Origin of the sequence: Flavobacterium sp. HBTb2-11-1, from assembly GCF_009826975.1 — a bacterium.
Classification (GTDB): domain Bacteria; phylum Bacteroidota; class Bacteroidia; order Flavobacteriales; family Flavobacteriaceae; genus Flavobacterium.
The window spans coordinates 429,040-448,159 of the sequence record NZ_WUMO01000004.1 but is presented as its reverse complement, the minus strand read 5'-3'; the positions used below and the strand labels follow the sequence as shown (position 1 = coordinate 448,159).

The 19,120-nt window shown below is 34.6% G+C and carries 11 protein-coding genes and 1 tRNA gene; 8 read left to right on the top strand and 4 right to left on the bottom strand.

Annotated elements, in window-relative coordinates:
- Positions 1-19 precede the first annotated feature (19 nt).
- The 5 genes from GR162_RS11325 (at position 20) to GR162_RS11305 (ending at position 8,193) form a co-directional block, all read left to right on the top strand.
- Positions 20-709, top strand: a complete 690-nt coding sequence (locus tag GR162_RS11325) for an RluA family pseudouridine synthase (protein WP_160782325.1) — start codon at positions 20-22, stop codon at positions 707-709.
- Between the two features lie 75 nt (positions 710-784).
- A complete protein-coding gene (locus GR162_RS11320) occupies positions 785-2,113 on the top strand; it encodes an aldehyde dehydrogenase (RefSeq protein WP_160782237.1) in 1,329 nt (442 codons plus the stop codon).
- Between the two features lie 120 nt (positions 2,114-2,233).
- A complete protein-coding gene (locus tag GR162_RS11315; protein WP_160782236.1) occupies positions 2,234-3,040 on the top strand; it encodes a hypothetical protein in 807 nt (268 codons plus the stop codon).
- A 90-nt stretch (positions 3,041-3,130) separates the two neighbouring features.
- Positions 3,131-7,183 carry a PAS domain S-box protein gene (locus GR162_RS11310; protein WP_160782235.1) on the top strand — a complete coding sequence of 1,351 codons (4,053 nt, stop codon included), beginning with the start codon at positions 3,131-3,133 and terminating at the stop codon, positions 7,181-7,183.
- A 155-nt stretch (positions 7,184-7,338) separates the two neighbouring features.
- Complete coding sequence (locus GR162_RS11305) at positions 7,339-8,193, top strand: neutral zinc metallopeptidase (protein WP_160782234.1); 855 nt, start codon at positions 7,339-7,341, stop codon at positions 8,191-8,193.
- 237 nt (positions 8,194-8,430) lie between these two features.
- Here GR162_RS11305 and GR162_RS11300 read toward each other — a convergent pair.
- The 4 genes from GR162_RS11300 to GR162_RS11285 all read right to left on the bottom strand — a co-directional run bounded on the left by GR162_RS11300 (position 8,431) and on the right by GR162_RS11285 (position 10,887).
- Positions 8,431-8,504, bottom strand: a tRNA-His gene (locus tag GR162_RS11300).
- Between the two features lie 79 nt (positions 8,505-8,583).
- Positions 8,584-9,300, bottom strand: a complete 717-nt coding sequence (gene bshB1 / locus GR162_RS11295) for a bacillithiol biosynthesis deacetylase BshB1 (RefSeq protein ID WP_160782233.1) — start codon at positions 9,298-9,300, stop codon at positions 8,584-8,586.
- A gap of 84 nt (positions 9,301-9,384) precedes the next feature.
- On the bottom strand, positions 9,385-10,452 hold the full coding sequence (locus GR162_RS11290; RefSeq protein WP_160782232.1) for a chorismate-binding protein: 1,068 nt from the start codon (positions 10,450-10,452) through the stop codon (positions 9,385-9,387).
- A gap of 3 nt (positions 10,453-10,455) precedes the next feature.
- Positions 10,456-10,887 (bottom strand): PaaI family thioesterase, encoded by a 432-nt coding sequence (locus GR162_RS11285; protein ID WP_091133225.1) that lies wholly within the window; start codon positions 10,885-10,887, stop codon positions 10,456-10,458.
- Between the two features lie 266 nt (positions 10,888-11,153).
- On the opposite strand from GR162_RS11285, the gene GR162_RS11280 reads away from it, so the two are divergent.
- The 3 genes from GR162_RS11280 (at position 11,154) to purL (ending at position 18,871) form a co-directional block, all read left to right on the top strand.
- The gene (locus tag GR162_RS11280) at positions 11,154-12,665 is read left to right on the top strand and encodes a hypothetical protein (RefSeq protein WP_160782231.1); all 1,512 of its coding nucleotides are present in this window, start codon (positions 11,154-11,156) and stop codon (positions 12,663-12,665) included.
- 321 nt (positions 12,666-12,986) lie between these two features.
- Positions 12,987-14,831, top strand: coding sequence for an endonuclease (locus tag GR162_RS11275; protein WP_160782230.1), 1,845 nt, complete (start codon positions 12,987-12,989; stop codon positions 14,829-14,831).
- A 386-nt stretch (positions 14,832-15,217) separates the two neighbouring features.
- Positions 15,218-18,871: a phosphoribosylformylglycinamidine synthase gene (purL, locus tag GR162_RS11270; RefSeq protein ID WP_160782229.1), complete on the top strand. Its 3,654-nt coding sequence runs from the start codon at positions 15,218-15,220 to the stop codon at positions 18,869-18,871.
- The last annotated feature ends 249 nt before the right edge of the window (positions 18,872-19,120 follow it).

Sequence of the window (19,120 nt, the reverse complement as noted above, 5' to 3'; positions counted from 1 at the left end):
AAATCTAAGCAAGTCTAATATGAAAGTTGTTTCTAACAAAAACAATCTCCAAATTTTACATGAAGACAATCACATCATTGTGGTTAATAAGCGTGTAGGCGATATTGTGCAAGGCGATAAAACGGGCGACAAACCTTTGTCTGATGTTGTGAGGGAATATATTAAAGAAAAATACAACAAACCTGGAGATGTTTTCTTGGGTGTAATTCATCGTTTGGACCGTCCTACAACCGGAATTGTGGTTTTTGCTAGAACTAGCAAAGCTTTGTCTCGAATGAATGAATTGTTTAGCAATCGTGAGACTAAAAAAACATATTGGGCGGTTGTAAAGAATAAACCTCGCGAAGCCTCAGCAAAATTGGTTCATTATTTAAAAAGAAATGAAAAAAACAACACTTCAAAAGCGCATTTAAAAGAAGTTCCTGACAGCAAATTAGCTAGTTTAGATTATACTATAATTAAAGAACTTCAAAATTATACGGCGCTGGAAATCAATTTGCATACAGGTCGTCATCATCAGATTCGTGCACAACTTAGCGCCATTGGATCTCCAATTAAAGGCGACTTAAAATATGGCGCAGACCGAAGCAATCCTGATGGTGGAATTCATCTTCATGCCAGAAAACTAACTTTTGTACATCCTGTTTCTAAAGAAAATATTACCATTATCGCCCCTACTCCAGACGATCCTATTTGGAACGCTGTATGATTTTTATGATTTATTTGTTAAAATTTTAAATTTTATAAATTAACTTGCAGAGAGAAAATTCAAGTTAATCGGAAAATGGATTATAAAAATAACATCGGATATCGAAAGGAAACTCTAAAAAAGTTATTGTATAATATTCAGAAAAGCGAAGATTTAATCGTAAAAGCTTTATACGACGACTTTAAAAAACCAGAGTTCGAGGCTGTTTTGACCGAAACCAATTATGTCATTTCAGAACTGAAAGATGTTATCAAAAACATTAATAAATGGGCAAAACCTGAACGCGTTTTTCCATCACTTCTAAACTTCCCTTCTAGCGATTACATTTATAAAGAACCATATGGAGAGGTATTGATCATTGCTCCTTGGAATTATCCTTTTCAGCTTGCTTTATGCCCTCTTATTGCTGCAGTTGCTGCAGGAAACAGGGTGGTTTTAAAACCATCGGAACTTACACCACACACCTCAGCAATAATTGCTAAAATTATAGAAAAAACATTTCATGTGAATCATGTTGAAGTTTACGAAGGCGGTGTTGAAGTTTCTAATAAACTGCTGGCACAACGCTGGGATTATATCTTTTTTACAGGAAGTGTTGCTGTCGGAAAAATTGTTGCGAAAGCTGCCGCAGAAAATTTAACTCCCGTGACTCTCGAATTGGGAGGAAAAAATCCTTGCATTGTTGATGAAACTGCCAATTTAAAACTAGCTGCAAAACGAATAGTCTGGGGAAAATTCATTAATGCTGGGCAGACTTGCATTGCGCCCGATTACATTCTGATTCAGAAAAACATGAAGGTCAATTTTATTTCTTATTTAATTGAAGAAATCATTAAAGCTTACGGAAAGAAAATTGATAAATCTCCTGACTTTGCTCGAATTATAAACACAAAAAACTGGTACAGATTAACCAGTATGATTCAGGATGAGCATGTTTTGTTTGGAGGAGAAAGTGACGCCAACAAACTCTATATTTCACCAACACTTCTTGAAGAACCAGATTTGGACAGCCCAGTTATGAAAGAAGAAATTTTTGGTCCTATTTTGCCTATTTTGGTTTACGAAAATGAAAGCGACATTGATAAGATCGTTAGCCGTTATGAGAAACCTCTTTCATTTTATATTTTTAGCGAAAATAATTCGTTTACAAAGAAATTAATTTCGAAATACTCCTTTGGAGGCGGATGCATCAACGATACTGTTGTTCATTTTTCTAATAACAGACTGCCTTTTGGCGGTGTTGGTCATAGCGGGATCGGCGCTTATCATGGTAAACGAAGCTTCGATACATTCTCTCATCATAAAGCAATTGTCAAAAAAGGAAATTGGCTCGATCTTCCTATGCGCTACGCGCCTTACAAAGATAAATTGGCTTCCATAAAACGTATTTTAGATTGGCTATAAATCAGTTAAAAACATTTCGGAATGTTTTGTAGATTTTTATACGGAATTGATTAAAAATATTATATTTACGTCAAGATACCTTTCAAATATTACAAGTCTATAAAACAATTTTACATAAAAATGAAATCTACACTTGACCAAATTGAGGACATTAAAAAAAATGGCTTTTCCCTTGATTTTTCTACAGTTTTCAACCATGCTTTCGAAAACTATAAAAAAATAGCTCTTTATTCGGGACTTATCATTTTGGTCTTAACCATCATCATTGTGATGGCATATGTGGGGATATTGATCGCCTATTTTGGAATCGAAAGCCTAAAACAAGATTATCTAAAGGAATTTACAAATCAAAATTTTACAGCTGTCGAACTTTTAGTTCAAACTGTTGGATTTTCTTTACTAGCAGCATTAATGGCTCCTTTTGGTGCAGGATTTTTAAAAATGGCAGATTCTGCAGATAAAGACATTGAATTTAATGTCTCTACGATGTTCTGCTACTACAAAGGAAAATATTTTGCACAGATTTTCACCGCAGCTATTATCGTCGCTATTACAGGAAACTTACTTTCTAATTTAATTAGAAGTTTAAATATTCCATTTGGAGAATTAATTGCATTTGCAATTCCCTACATTATATCCTATTTCGTTTATTTATCAACCCCTCTAATTATCTTTGGAAATCTAACAGGAATAGAATCCTTAAAAGCAAGCATTATTATAGTTACCAAAAATCCATTAAACATATTTGCCTTTTTTATCATAGGTTTTTTAGGTGCTTTAGTAGGGCTTGTAGCATGTTGTGTAGGAGTAATATTTACTGCAGTTTTTAACAGTTCAATGCAATATGCAACCTATTTTGCGATTTTTGGAACACAATCTGAAGAAGAAGATTCAATTGATTCAATCGGAAAATACAATGTAGATTAAAATAGAAAATTCTTAATTATAGAGAACCTAACCACTTCTTTTTAAGAATTCTCAAAACGCTATTTACTTAACCAACATACCCCAAATTCTATGGTCGCAAACTGTAGTTTTTTCAATTCGGTTATCTCAGGAATTTCTGCCAGCGGAAGTGCCTTTGAGTCAATTATGACCGGATGGTATGTGTTTAATTCTGATATCATTTATTACAACAATCACAAACTTGTTGTTTTAGGATTATCGCTTATTGCCTTTCTTGCGCTCTTAGTTTACCAGTTTTTTAAAATTAAAGCTAAAATTGGGTATTTCATTGAAAAAAAGAAAGAGCAGGAAACAGTAAGCAAAGAATACCAGCTTTATATTCTATTTTTTGGTATCGCGGTAATTGTTATCGAAATCATCAATGAAATTTTCAAAATCAGACCCAAAAGCCTTTTAGTGGTAAATGTTCTGATTGGTATTTTTGTTCTGATTATTTACATGATAACAAATAAAATCAAATGGATGAGAGACAAAATCCAGCAGATTTTTATTTCCTGTTTTTTCATTTATATCAGTTATGTAGCCTATAACATTGTTACTTTACGAAATGACGTTGTACCTATAATTGTTTTCCTGATTTCATTTTTCTTTTCGTACAACATTCTTAAACCTATAAAAATTTATTGGTCTTTTGTCGGTTTAACATTTGCCTTTTTGCTTGCCACGCTATTATTTCATCTTATTCCAATAAAGTCTTCCATTTTATTGCTTAATTTCTGCATTCTGATTTTCATTATAAATCAAGTAAAATATGCTGTTTTATTAAACAATCGAGACAATTTTAGGTTTGCAAATGAAATAGTTCACAAGGGCAATTCGCTTACTATAGCTTCAAATCAAAAAAGCGAAATTCTTTTTTGCAGTGAAACCATTACTCCCATTTTAGGATATCTGCCTGATGAAGTGATGGGATTAAAATTCTGGGAGCTAACCGAAGATTCAGAAGAAAAATTAGACCCCATTAAAAACCACGAAAACAAGCTGTACATCAGAAAATTAAAAACAAAAATTGGCGAATACAAATACATCCAATGGAAAGATAAAAAGTTCTCAGAAGATTTAATCATCAGCATTGGGCAAGATGTTACAGAGCAGGTTATCGTACAGGATCAATACAAAAATCTAATTCAGACGGCAACCGATATTATTTTTGAAATTGATGCTGAAGGATATTTTACTTTTATGAATGAATTTGGTTTTTCGATTCTTGGTTACACTGAAAATGAAATCATTAAAAAACATTATTCCAATTTTATTCACGAACATTATATTACTAGTGCTGTAGATTTTTATGAAAATTTAGTGCTGAATGAAAATAATTATCCGATTATCGAAATTCCAGTCCTGAAGAAAAATGGCGAAGAAATATGGATTTCGCAAAAGATCATCGTACGTAAAAATGATTTAGGATTAACGACTGGTTTTTCTGGTATTGCAAGAGATATTACTGAAAAAAAGAATATTGAAAACGAGAAAAAAAGGCGTCTTAAAAAAATTGAAGCGTACAATAATTCGACCAAAAAATTATCGACTACGGACTTTAGCAAATACAATGAGCTAAACACAATTATTGATTTAATACTAAAAGAAGCAGCCACAATAAGCGATGTCAATCGTGTAAGTTTTTGGAAATATGATAATGATCTCATTACCTGTAAAAATCTTTTTAGCCTTGACAATCAAAGCTTAAGCGATAAAAACATTTTAAACAAAGAGTCCTATCCTATTTATTTTGAAACACTCAACAGCAAAGCCATAATAAACGCTCCAGATGTATTCAATAAATTGGAAACATCTGAATTTCAAAAACTTTACTTTACAAAAAACAACATAAAATCGATGTTGGATGTGCCTATTTTCCTGACAGGGCAATTGGCAGGAGTAGTCTGCTTTGAAAGCACCGAACAAAAACGCGAATGGGATAATGAAGACATTAATTATGCAAGAACTATCTCAGATGTAATTTCGCTTGCCATTTCTTCACAAATGCGATTGGAAGCAGAAAGAAAATTACAGCTTAAAAGCCAGCTTTTGTCTGCACTTTCTTTATGTACCGAAAAATTCCTGCTAAGCAAAACCACACATCAGATGTTTGAGGAAACCTACAACATTATTGGAAAAGCAGCCAAAGTAGATCATATGTATTACTACGAAAAAGATGCCATTTACAATACTGTAAGCCAAAAATACAAATGGTCTCGCGAAGGGGTTATACATCAGATTACGCCATTGCGCTCCATGACCGAAGAAAATCTGCGAGAGATTTATGATGCGGCATCACAGAGAAAAATCCTAAATACGCTAACTCGAAATCTTAATGACGGTTTTTTCAAAAAGCTTCTGATCGATAACGAAATTCAGTCAATTTTAATTTTACCAATTTACATAAATGATATTTTTACTGGTTTCATTGGTTTTGATGATTGTACGACGGAAAGAAAATGGTCTGAAGACGAAATTAATATCTTTCAGGTTTTGGCCAATAATATTTCGTCTGCATTAGAAAGAAACCGAAATGAAACTAAAATTATCGAAAGTGAAGAAAAATTCAAATTGATTGCCAACAACATTCCTGGAACGGTGTATTTATCGAAATTTGATGCTTTCTCAACCAAAATATTCTTAAACGACGAGGTTTCAAACCTTACTGGATATTCAAAATCCGAATTTATTGAAAATAATTTGTCTTTTCTATCGTTAATTCATCCTGAAGACAAAGAAGAAGTAATTAACAATCAAATCGATAATCTCCAAAACGGAATGCCTTTGCATAATGTATACCGCATTAAGCGCAAGAGCGGCGAGTATATTTGGATAGAAGAATTTGGAGACGTAATTAAGCGAGATGATGAAATTGAATTTGTTGGCGGAATCTATTTTGATATTACAAGCAAAAAAGAAATCGAAGACGCTATAAAAGCCAAACAATTGGCCGAAGCAGCAAACAAATCAAAATCTGACTTTTTAGCCAATATGTCGCATGAAATTAGAACTCCTCTAAACGGAATTATTGGTTTTACACATCTATTAATGAAAACAGATTTAGAGGAAATTCAAGAAAAATATATGACGACAATTAACCAATCGGCTCATTCTCTTCTTGAAATTATTAATGATATTTTAGATTTCTCAAAAATTGAAGCTGGAAAATTAGAGCTCTTTATTGATTTATATGATCTCAAAAAAATCTTAGGGCAAGTCTTTGATTTAATTGTCTACGAATCCAATAAGAAGAATCTCGAACTTGAATTGAATATTGATCCTGAAGTTCCAAAATATATCTGGACGGATATTGTCCGCCTGAAACAGATTTTGATTAATCTGCTTTCTAATGCGGTTAAATTTACAATTGAAGGTTCCATCAAATTAAATGTTTCCGTTTTAGAAAAAAAACACAACAACAACTGCGTGATTCGCTTTGCTGTAATTGATACAGGCATTGGCATTTTGGAAAAAAATCAACAGAAGATTTTCAAAGCCTTTTCTCAGGAAGACAGCTCTACGACTAGAAAATTTGGAGGAACTGGACTTGGTTTAACCATATCCAATCAATTGTTAGCTTTAATGGAAAGCCGTTTACAGCTAGAAAGTAAAATTGATGAAGGAAGCACTTTTTTCTTTGATCTTAATTTAAAAACGAGCAACCAAAGCATTAATGACAAATACAATGCAGAACTTAAAAGTTTAAATATCAATCTTGATTCTGATGAAATTGAAACAAACGGCAGCAATATTACTTTTCTAATTGTTGAAGACAACAAAGTAAACATGCTTCTTCTTAAGACCATTATAAAAAATCTTTACAACAACGCTTTTATTTTCGAATGTGAAAACGGTTATGAAGCCATTCAGCAATTTGAACAAATTAATCCAACCATAATTTTTATGGATATTCAGATGCCGATTATGAATGGATATGAAACTGCCAAGGCAATCAGAAATACTAAAAAAGGACGAGATGTTCCAATAATTGCTGTTACCGCAGGTGCAGAAAAAGAAGAACGCAACAAATGTATTTCTGCCGGAATGGACGATTACATTTCTAAACCAATTATGAAAGGAAGTGTTGAAGAGGCTTTAATTAAATGGCTAGGTAATTTTTAGTTTTTAGTCTCAGTTGCAGTTTTCAGTCACACACTATTTGCTGAGAGTGAAGACTGCGTCCGAAAACTAAACATAAATATCTTTACTCTAAAATTTATCATAAAAAATCTATAAATTCGTACAACGTTTCAAACAAAAACAAAAAACAATTCAATATGAAATGGAAAGGCAGCAGACAAAGTGATAATGTAGAAGATCGAAGATCTATCTCTGGTGGCGGTAAAGCCATAATTGGTGGTGGCGTAATTGGTATTATTGTTTTACTTCTGAACCTTTTTGGAGGTGAAACAGGTCAGCAGATAGCGCCTATTTTAGAACAAATGCAAGGCGGACAAGGCCAGCAGACTGAAGCCGCTGCCCCATTAAGCAAAGAAGACGAAGAAATGGGGAATTTTGTTAGGGCAATGCTAGCTTATAATGAAGATACATGGACAAAAATTTTTACGCAACATGGCATGACTTATGAAAAACCAAAATTAGTACTTTTTAAAGGAGCCGTACAAACAGCCTGCGGTGGAGCATCTTCGGCCTCTGGGCCGTTTTATTGTCCTGGTGATCGTAAAGTGTATATGGATTTGGACTTTTTTGAAGAATTGAAAACCAAATTTGGTGCAAAAGGAGGTGATTTTGCCATAGCTTATGTAATAGCCCATGAAATTGGCCACCATATACAAACTTTGATGGGAACGTCTTCAAAAATGCGCCAGGAACAGCAGGGAAAAAGTGAAGCCGAAGCTAATAAATTATCCGTAGCTTTAGAGTTGCAAGCAGATTTTTATGCAGGAGTCTGGGCTCACGACAATCAGGAAAAACTTGAGGCAGGAGATATTGAAGAAGCATTAAGTGCAGCTAGTGCCGTTGGAGACGATGCCATTCAAAGCAAAATGCAAGGACACATTGTTCCCGATTCTTTTACACACGGAACTTCAGAACAAAGAATGTATTGGTTTAATAAAGGTTTTAAAACTGGAGATATCACTCAAGGCACTACATTTGAAGAAATTCGATAATACATAAACCAAATATAATAACCACAAGAAAAGCACAACTTAACAGTTGTGCTTTTTTAATTTCCAATATTCTAAAACCCAAACTCCAAACTCTTTGAAATTAGATACAAAATAAAAAATTCCAAATTTCAAACTGTAGTGAGTTGGAATTTGGAATTTCAAAAATTGGAATTTTACTTTTTTAGTTTTCGTCATAAAACAAAAAAAACCTTGAATTTCTTCAAGGCTTTAAATCTGGGTGGCTGACCGGGTTCGAACCGGCGACCCGCGGCACCACAAACCGCTACTCTAACCAGCTGAGCTACAACCACCATTTTTCTGCTTAGCGAGTGCAAATATAGAACAAAGGTTGAGTTCTACAAAGAAAAAAATGAAAAATTTTTATAAAAATTAAATCAAATTTTCTAAGCTATTGACAGCCAAACATCTTTCAACTGTAAAACCTTCTGCAAAATCTTTCCCAACTAGTCTTCCTAGGTCTTTCGCACGATAATTTAGGCTTTCAAAAAAGTTTTTACTGGTAATTGGCGTTGCAGGTTCATTCGAATTAGGATCATAAAATTGAGTTTTGTAAGCCATAATCGCTTCCACTTTCTTTTCTTCAAAACCTGTAATATCCACAACGAAGTCTGGGGTAATGTTTTTCCATTGAATATAATGATACACTACTTTTGGTCTCCAAGCTTCTTGTGCCTCGCCATCAACCGAAGTTTCGATTTTCATCAAACCAGACAAAAAGCAAGCATCAGAAACGAGTTTGCTTCCTCTTCCGTGATCAATGTGGCGATCGTCAATTGCATTGCATAAAACAATCTCAGGTTTATATTTACGAATCATTTTGATGACCTCTAATTGATGCTTTTCGTCATTTACAAAAAATCCATCACGCATGCGTAAATTTTCGCGCGCTAGAACTCCCAAAATCTTCGCTGCATCTTTTGCTTCTTGATCTCTGGTTTCCGCAGTTCCACGAGTTCCCAACTCACCACGAGTTAAATCTACAATACCTACTTTTTTACCAAGTGATACTTCTTTTAAAATGGTTCCGGCACAACCCAATTCTACATCGTCTGGATGCGCGCCAAAGGCTAATATGTCTAGTTTCATTATCTATATTTAAGTCACAGTTTACAGTCGCAGTATTCAGTCTCAGCAAAACTGAAAACTGTGACTGCGACTGTAAACATATTTTTAAGTTATTTTCAATACTCTTTTCATCGTCATTGATTTGTTGACGCTTTCTTCCCATTCTTTTTCCGGAACGCTTTCTTTTGTGATGCCGCAACCCATATACAGAATTGCTTTTTCTTCCTGAATCTGCATGCATCGTAAATTTACAAATAAATCAGAACTTGCATTATTTCCTGCAAATGTGCTGTTTAATTCGCCTAAGAAACCCGTATAGAAAGTTCTATCGTAATTTTCGTTTTCCAAAATAAATGCTTTAGATTTCTTTTTAGGAAGTCCGCAAACAGCTGGCGTAGGATGCAAAGTATCGATAACTTCTGCTAAAGTTGAATTATCTTTTAAAACACCCGAAATATCCGTTTTAATATGCCAAATCGATCCTGCTTTCAAACTGTAAGGTTCAGAAACCACTACAGAAGCAGTAAATTCTCGAAGGCGTTTTACAATAAAATCAGTCACAAACTGTTGCTCGTCTTTTTCTTTCTGTTGCCAAACAATTTCCGTTTCCTGATTATCTTTTTGCGTTCCTGCCAAAGCCATGGTTTCGAAAACATTACCGTTTGCTTTTAGCAGTTTTTCTGGTGTTGCTCCCATCCAAAGCCCTATTTTTGGGTGAAAGAAGCAATAACAAAAAGTGGCTGGATATAACTGAACCAAGTGCTGAAAAGTTTCAATACAATCAAATTCAGCCAAAGGCACTTCTTCACTTCTTGATAAAACTACTTTTTTGAATTCTTCATTTTTGATGGCCTGAATTCCCTTAACTACTAAATATTCATATTGAAATTTAGCTTCAGAATCAAAACTCAAATCATCAATTTCTATTGGAGCAAATGAGGTTTCTTCTTTATTAGCAGTAATAATTTCCGATTCATTTTCTGGAATTAGGATCAATTGTTTTTCATCAAAAGAAGCAAAAACAAATCCTTTTTCGCTGTAATCAGAAACCGTATTTAAGTTATTATTTTGCTGTAAAATCCCAATATAGTTTTCTGAATTGGGCTTTGAATAAAGCACAAAGGGTAAATTTTGTTCTTTATGATTTTTAATTTTTAAGAAAAATGCATTCATAATTTATTCACTTTTCTTTCTTTCCAAAACCATATTCGTCAATTTGCAAAGCGAAACCAAGTTTCCTGCTTCATCAGTAATTTTAATTTCCCAAAGATGAAGACTTCTTCCTTTGTGGATAATTCTGGCTGTTCCGAAAACATAACCTTCACGAATACTTTTTAGATGATTTGCCGAGATTTCAATGCCTCTTACCTCCTGCTCTTTCGGATTGATAAAAAAGAAAGAAGCTGCACTTCCAACACTTTCTGCCAAAGCTACAGAAGCGCCGCCGTGCAATAATCCCATTGGTTGATGAACACTTGGATTGACAGGCATTTTTGCAGTTAAAAAATCTTCTCCAGCGTCGATATATTCAATTTTCAGCGTTTCCATTAATGTGTTTTTAGAAAACTCATTACAGCGCGCTAAAATCTGTTCTTTTGTATAATTCATTAAAATAAACTTTAAAAACGTAAAATTAAAGAAAGATAAGACACAAATCGAAAAATCGGATTCTAAAATTAAAAATCAATTATGAACTTGTCAGTTTTTTGCTATTTTTACAAAAACAATCCAAATCAATCTTTGGCTTTTTGCCACTCCCGATAGCTATCGGGATACACAGATTGAAAAGTTTTTTTATCTACAATTTATTCGCCACGAATTCACGAATTATTTCAAATAAAAATTCGTGAATTCGTGGCTAAAAAAGAAATTAAATGCGTCAATACTTTGCACTCTTCATTTTCGGAATAATTATAACTTTCAGCTCTTGCAGAACTGACTTTGATACCGTTGCCAGCACAGGAGATTTAAAGTTCTCAAAAGACACGGTTTATTTGGATACTGTTTTTAAAAATATTGGCTCAAGCACGTATCAATTAAAAGTTTACAACCAAAGTAAAAATGACATATCAATTCCGATTGTGCAATTTAAAAAAGGTTTGAATTCCAAATACAGAATGACTGTTGATGGAATGACGGGCAACAACGGGAAAATTTTTCAAAATGTTACACTTTTAGCAAAAGACAGTTTGTACATTTTTATAGAGACAACGGCAGATATCGCAGACGCAAATCCTGATGATTTTTTATATACAGACGAAATTCAATTTGACAGCGGAGCCAATCTGCAAGAAGTGGCGCTGGTTACTTTAATTCAAGACGCTGTTTTTTTATATCCAAATCAAAATCCTGACGGAACCAAAGAAAAGATCAAAATTGACGGAAAAGATGTTGACGGATTTTATTTAAATGAAAATGATCCTACAAACGGAAATGAGCTTCTTTTTACAAATGACAAACCGTACGTTATTTACGGTTATGCTGGAATTCCAGAAGATAAAACCGTAATTTTTGAAGCCGGCACAAGAGTTCATTTTCACGCTAATTCTGGTTTGTATGTTAGCAAAAATGCTTCTCTCGAAATAAACGGAACAGCTTCAACAAGTGATAAATTAGAAAACGAAGTTATTTTTGAAAGCGATCGTTTAGAATCGCTTTATTCTGATATTCCTGGACAATGGAAATCGGTTATTTTTGAAAAAGGGAGCGCCAATCATTCGATTAATCATTTGACTTTAAAAAATGCTGTTGTTGGTTTAGATTTCAGAAACCCATCTAATACTATTTCAATTAAAAACTCGCAGATTTACAATTGTGCTGAATACGGAATTTTGGCTCAAAACGCGCAAATTATTGGAGAAAATATAGTGATTAATTATGCTGGATTATCGAGTTTGGCTTGCGTTTATGGCGGAAATTATAAATTCACGCATTGCACTTTCAACAACAGCTGGCCAACACCTTCACAATTTGCGGTCAGCTTAAGCAACGCTTTGGCTGGAGCAACGCCAGAAACCAATCCGTTGACACAGGCTACTTTCAACAATTGCATTATTTACGGCTCAAATACCAACGAATTTAATTTGAGTAAAAATGCTAATGCGCCATTTGTTTATCAGTTAAACAATTGTCTTTTAAAATTCAGCAGTTCGACAACAAACCCAGATTATCAGTTCAAAACTGATACAGAACATTATAACAATATTATTCTGAATGAGAATCCGAAGTTTTATAATGTTTCTCAGAATAAGTTTAATATTGATAAAACATCTTCCGCTTTCGCGAAAGGGAATCAGGCCTATATAATTCCAACAGATATTTTAGGAATTACAAGAACTTCTCCACCAGACTTGGGAGCTTATCAGAGTCAAGATTTCCCTAAATAGTTGTTTTTTGCCACGAAGACGCTAAGGCACTAAATTTTTTTCCATAAGGCATATTTTAGCTCGCAAAGTCGCGAAAACGCAAAGATTTTTAATTAACTTAAAAAATAAACCCTGCGCCTTCGCGACTTTGCGAGATTAAAAACTTTGTGCCTTAGCGTCTTCGTGGCAATAAAACACCACGTAAGAAAATATATCCAAATTTAAACATCGCTTAACGCATTGCTTTCATAAAAATAGTAGATTTGTTATAACACATTTTTAAAAACCTAACAATCAAGTTTTTAAAAATAATCTTCAACCAAATCTTAAAAACTATTACTTATGAAAAAAAACTACTTTTTATTGTTATTATTTCTTACTACACTTGGTTTTGCTCAAATCCCTTCTGGATATTACAGCACTGCAACCGGAACGGGCTACACTTTAAAAACACAATTGTATAACATTATTAAAGGCCATACCGACAATGGTTATGCGGGATTGTACACTACCTACCAAACTTCTGACGTTGACAATTTTTACGAAAACGACGGAACGGTTTTAGACATGTATTCTGAAAATCCCTCAGGAACAGATCCTTACAATTATTCGACCGGAACCACTCAGAGATGTGGCACTTATTCCGTCGAAGGCGATTGTTACAATAGAGAACATATCATTCCACAATCGGTTTTTAGTGAGCAATCGCCAATGGTCTCCGACGCACATTTTATTACGCCAACTGACGGAAAAGTAAACGGAATACGCTCTAATTATCCACATGGAAATGCAAATTCTGCGACATACACTTCTCAAAATGGGAGCAAATTAGGATCAAGCGCAGTTTCTGGATATTCAGGAACGGTATTCGAACCAATCAATGACTTTAAAGGCGATATTGCTCGAATGTATTTCTATTTTGCCACACGATACGAAAACACAGTAGCGGGTTATTCTTTTCCAATGTTTAACGGATCAAGCAACCAAGTTTTTACCACTGCATTCTTAAATATGCTTTTGGCTTGGCACGCGCAAGATCCTGTGAGCGCGAGAGAAATTGCTAGAAACAATGCCGTTTATGCAAGGCAAAACAATCGAAATCCGTTTATTGATCATCCAGAATATGTCAATCAAATTTGGGGCGGAACACCTTCTGGAGATACACAAGCACCGACTGCACCAACAAGCTTGGCTTCGACATCTACAACAGCAACTTCAATTTCACTTTCGTGGACAGCTTCTACAGATAATGTAGCCGTTACAGGTTATGATGTTTATGCCAATAGTGTTTTAAAAACAACGGTTTCTAGTACAACTGCAACAATTACAGGTTTGACTGCTTCAACGGCTTATTCCATTTATGTAAAAGCAAAAGATACAGCTGGAAATACTTCTGCGTCGAGCAATACGATTTCAGTTACAACCAACAGCAGCGGAACAGGAACTGCAACCGACCTTCTTTTCTCTGAATATATTGAAGGTTCTGGAAACAACAAAGCTTTAGAAATTGCAAACAATACTGGAGCTTCTGTTAATTTGTCTGCTTATACCATTAAAAAACAAACAAACGGCGCAGGTTCTTGGAGTACAGGCTTAGCTTTAAGCGGCACTTTAGCGACTGGAAGTAAATTTGTAATTGTAAACAGTTCAATGTCATCAAGCTGCTTTTCTACAAGTGCAGCCAATATTTCAACAACCGCAACCGAACTGACTTTTAATGGAAATGATGCTGTAGGTTTATTCAAAAATGGCGTTTTAATTGATATTATCGGAACTTTCAACGGTGGAACAGCCAATTTTGCGATAGATGTTACTTTAAGAAGAAAATCGACTGTGACTTCTCCAAGCACAACATTCAATTTAAGTGCACAATGGGACTCGTATTCACAAGACACTTGCAACAACTTAGCCAGCAAAATGGTTCAGACTGCTGAAATGGAAGAAGAAGTTACTACAGATGAAATTGTAATTTACCCAAACCCTTCTAATGGGAATTTCGATATTAATCCAGGCAATGTAGATAATCCTTATTCAGTTGAAATTTTCTCATTCTCTGGTCAGAAAGTATTTGAAAAACTAAATACGACTTCTCCAGAAGTTTCTATCAAAAATCTATCGCCAGGAGTTTACATTATTAAAATTATAAAAGGAGAAAAAACAGCTTTTAAAAAGGTCATTATTAATTAAAAATTAGATTTTCATCAACCAAAAAAGCGGCAAATTGCCGCTTTTTTCATAACCTATGAAAGATTTTTCTTTAGAAACGTATTTTTCATCACTTTCTGCATTTCGTAAATTTTGCAAATCTGCGCAATTGCAAACTTCAAAATTGTGCCGATTTATTTTTGATTTTTTCCTTTCTAAAAGTTTAATATTACAGAACATATCAAAAAAGAAATTTTACTAAAACATTAAATTTCTCGAAAGACCGAAACCTCTTGATATTGCGTCTTTTTGGTAGAAAAAATGCAAGAAAAAAGCAATTTCATTTTTTTTGAAAAGAGATGGTTTTCAAATTTGCGCTTACTATTTATTTACATTAAATTTGCAGCTCAATACAACAAACTACACAAATGATCCATTTCTTTGAAAACCAAAGCAAAACTGTTTTTGCCGTACAAACGCAAAACGAAATTTCAGCTCAAGACATTTCAAAATTAAACTGGCTTTTTGCCGATGCGAGTAAGATCGAAAAATCTGCATTGACAGGTTTCTTTGTTGGGCCTCGCGCAACCATGATTACACCTTGGAGTACAAATGCTGTAGAAATTACTCAAAACATGGGTATTTCTGGCATTATCAGAATCGAGGAATTTCATCCTGCAACGGAAGATTTTACTGATTTTGATCCAATGCTTTCTCAAAAATTCAACGAATTAGATCAAGAAATCTTCACTATCAACATTCAGCCAGAACCAATTCTAGAAATTGATGATATTGCTGCTTACAACAAAGTTGAAGGTTTAGCTTTAAGCGAAGAAGAAGTAGAATACTTAAACAATCTTTCGACTAAACTAGGAAGAAAATTAACTGATTCTGAGATTTTTGCTTTCTCTCAAGCCAACTCAGAGCACTGCCGTCACAAAATTTTCAACGGAACATTTGTGATCGATGGTGAAGAAAAAGAAACTTCTCTTTTCAAATTAATCAAAAAAACATCTCAGGAAAACCCTAACGATATTGTTTCTGCTTACAAAGACAACGTTGCTTTTGTAAAAGGGCCAAAAGTGCAACAATTTGCACCAAAATCGGCTGATAAACCTGATTTTTACGAAATAAAAGAATTTGATTCTGTAATCTCACTAAAAGCAGAAACACACAATTTCCCAACCACAGTTGAGCCTTTCAACGGAGCTGCAACAGGTTCTGGAGGTGAAATTCGTGACCGTTTAGCTGGAGGTCAAGGATCATTGCCATTAGCTGGAACTGCAGTTTACATGACTTCATATTCTCGTTTGAACGATGATAGAAAATGGGAAAATGCAGTTGAAGAAAGAAAATGGTTGTACCAAACACCAATGGATATCTTGATCAAAGCTTCAAACGGAGCTTCTGATTTTGGAAATAAATTCGGTCAGCCGCTTATTACAGGTTCTGTCTTAACTTTTGAACACGAAGAAGAAAACAGAAAAATTGGTTACGATAAAGTAATCATGCAAGCAGGTGGAATTGGTTACGGAAAATTAGATCAATCTATCAAACACAAACCAAAAGAAGGCGATAAAATCGTAATTCTTGGAGGTGAAAACTATAGAATCGGAATGGGTGGTGCTGCAGTTTCTTCTGCAGATACTGGAGCTTTCGGTTCAGGAATTGAGTTAAATGCCATTCAGCGTTCTAACCCTGAAATGCAAAAACGTGCTGCAAACGCGATTCGTGGTTTGGTAGAAAGCGATAATAACCCAATTGTTTCTATTCACGATCATGGAGCTGGAGGACACTTAAACTGTCTTTCTGAATTAGTGGAAGAAACTGGAGGTTTGATCGATTTAGATAAATTACCTGTTGGAGACCCTACTCTTTCTGCAAAAGAAATTATCGGTAACGAATCTCAAGAAAGAATGGGATTGGTTATTGGTCAAAAAGATATCGATACGTTGCAAAGAATTGCCGACAGAGAGCGTTCGCCAATGTACGAAGTTGGAGATGTAACGGGAGATCACCGTTTTACTTTCCAATCAAAAACTAACGGTTCAAAACCGATGGATTATGCTTTAGAAGATTTCTTTGGAAGTTCTCCAAAAACGGTTATGACTGATACTACAGTTGACAGAAAATATGCTGACGTTGCTTACAATGCAGCAGATTTCGAAACCTATTTAAAAGACGTTTTACGTTTAGAAGCTGTTGCTTCAAAAGACTGGTTAACAAATAAAGTTGACCGTTGTGTTGGAGGAAAAGTGGCGAAACAGCAGAATGCAGGTCCGTTACAATTGCCATTGAATAATGTTGGAGTTATGGCTCTGGATTATTTAGGAAAAGAAGGAATTGCAACTTCTATCGGGCACGCTCCTATTGCGGCTTTAATTGATCCAGTTGCTGGATCTAGAAATGCTATCGCAGAATCGTTGTCAAACATTATATGGGCTCCGATCAAAGATCAGCTAAAAGGAGTTTCTTTATCGGCAAACTGGATGTGGGCTTGTAAAAACGAAGGCGAAGATGCTCGTTTATACGAAGCTGTACAAGGATGTTCAGATTTTGCAATTGAATTGGGAATCAATATTCCGACAGGAAAAGATTCGCTTTCAATGAAACAAAAATATCCAAATGATGAAGTAATTGCTCCAGGAACGGTTATTATTTCAGCTGCTGGAAACTGTACCAATATCAGAAAAGTGGTTGAGCCAGTTTTACAGAAAAACGGAGATTCAATCTATTACATCAATTTGTCTCAGGACGATTTCAAATTGGGAGGTTCTTCTTTTGCACAAATAAGAAATGCAATCGGAAACGAAACTTGTACCATTAAAGATGCTTCTTTCTTCAAAAATGCATTTAATACAGTTCAGGAATTAATCGGCGAAAGCCAAATTTTAGCAGGTCACGATATCGGAAGCGGTGGTTTAATCACAACTTTATTAGAATTGTGTTTTGCTGATGTGAATTTGGGAGCTAAAATTGATTTCAGCGCTTTCGCAGAAAAAGACTTATTGAAAATCCTTTTCGCAGAAAACATCGGAATCGTTTTCCAAGCTAAATCTGATGCAACTGTTGAAGCTAAATTGAAAGCTAACAATATCGAATTCTTCAAAATCGGTTCTGTAACTTCTACAGCTACTTTAGAAGTTGGAAATTGGAAATTGGATATCCCAACTTATAGAGATGTTTGGTTTGAAACTTCTTATTTATTAGATCAAAAACAATCTAAAAACGGAAGAGCTCAAGCACGTTTTGAAAACTATAAAAATCAGGTTTTAAATTATACTTTCCCTGCACATTTCACAGGAAAGAAACCAGAAATCGACAATTCTAAACCAAGACCAAAAGCAGCAATTATTCGTGAAAAAGGAAGTAATTCTGAGCGTGAAATGGCAAATGCTATGTACTTGGCAGGTTTTGACGTAAAAGACGTTCACATGACGGATTTAATTTCTGGGCGTGAAACGCTTGAAGATATTCAATTTATTGGAGCAGTTGGAGGATTCTCTAATTCTGACGTTTTAGGTTCTGCTAAAGGTTGGGCTGGAGCTTTCTTATACAACGAAAAAGCAAAAACAGCTTTAGATAATTTCTTCAAAAGAGAAGACACTTTATCTGTCGGAATCTGTAACGGATGTCAGTTGTTCATGGAATTAGAAGTAATTAATCCAGAGCACGAAGTTCACGGAAAAATGCTTCATAACGAGAGCCAGAAACACGAAAGTATCTTTACTTCTGTAACAGTTCAAGAAAACAATTCGGTTATGTTGTCGACTCTTGCTGGAAGTACTTTAGGTGTTTGGGTTTCTCACGGAGAAGGTAAATTCAAATTGCCTTTAGCAGAAGAAAACTATAACATTGTTTCTAAATATGCTTACGAAGGTTATCCTGCAAACCCTAATGGTTCTGATTACAACACAGCTATGATGTGTGATAAAACAGGAAGACACTTAGTAATGATGCCTCACATTGAGCGCTCTACTTTCCAATGGAACTGGGCGCATTATCCAAAAGATAGAAATGACGAGGTTACACCTTGGCACGAAGCTTTTGTTAATGCCAGAAAATGGATTGAGAAAAACTAAAAATATATTTTTACCAGAAACGCCCGAACTTTATCGGGCGTTTTTTTTTGTCACAGATTAAAAAGATTATCACAGACTACAGATTTTAAAGAAAAGTTACTCGAAAATCAGTTTTCTACGGAGTAAAAACTTACCTAAAACAAATAGTTTCATTCTTGTATTTTTAAGCCTCCATTCTATAAAAAAAATGGATTATATTCGCCCAGAAAAAAATCAGCCACCCGATTTTTTCAGCCCAAAAACACTTAA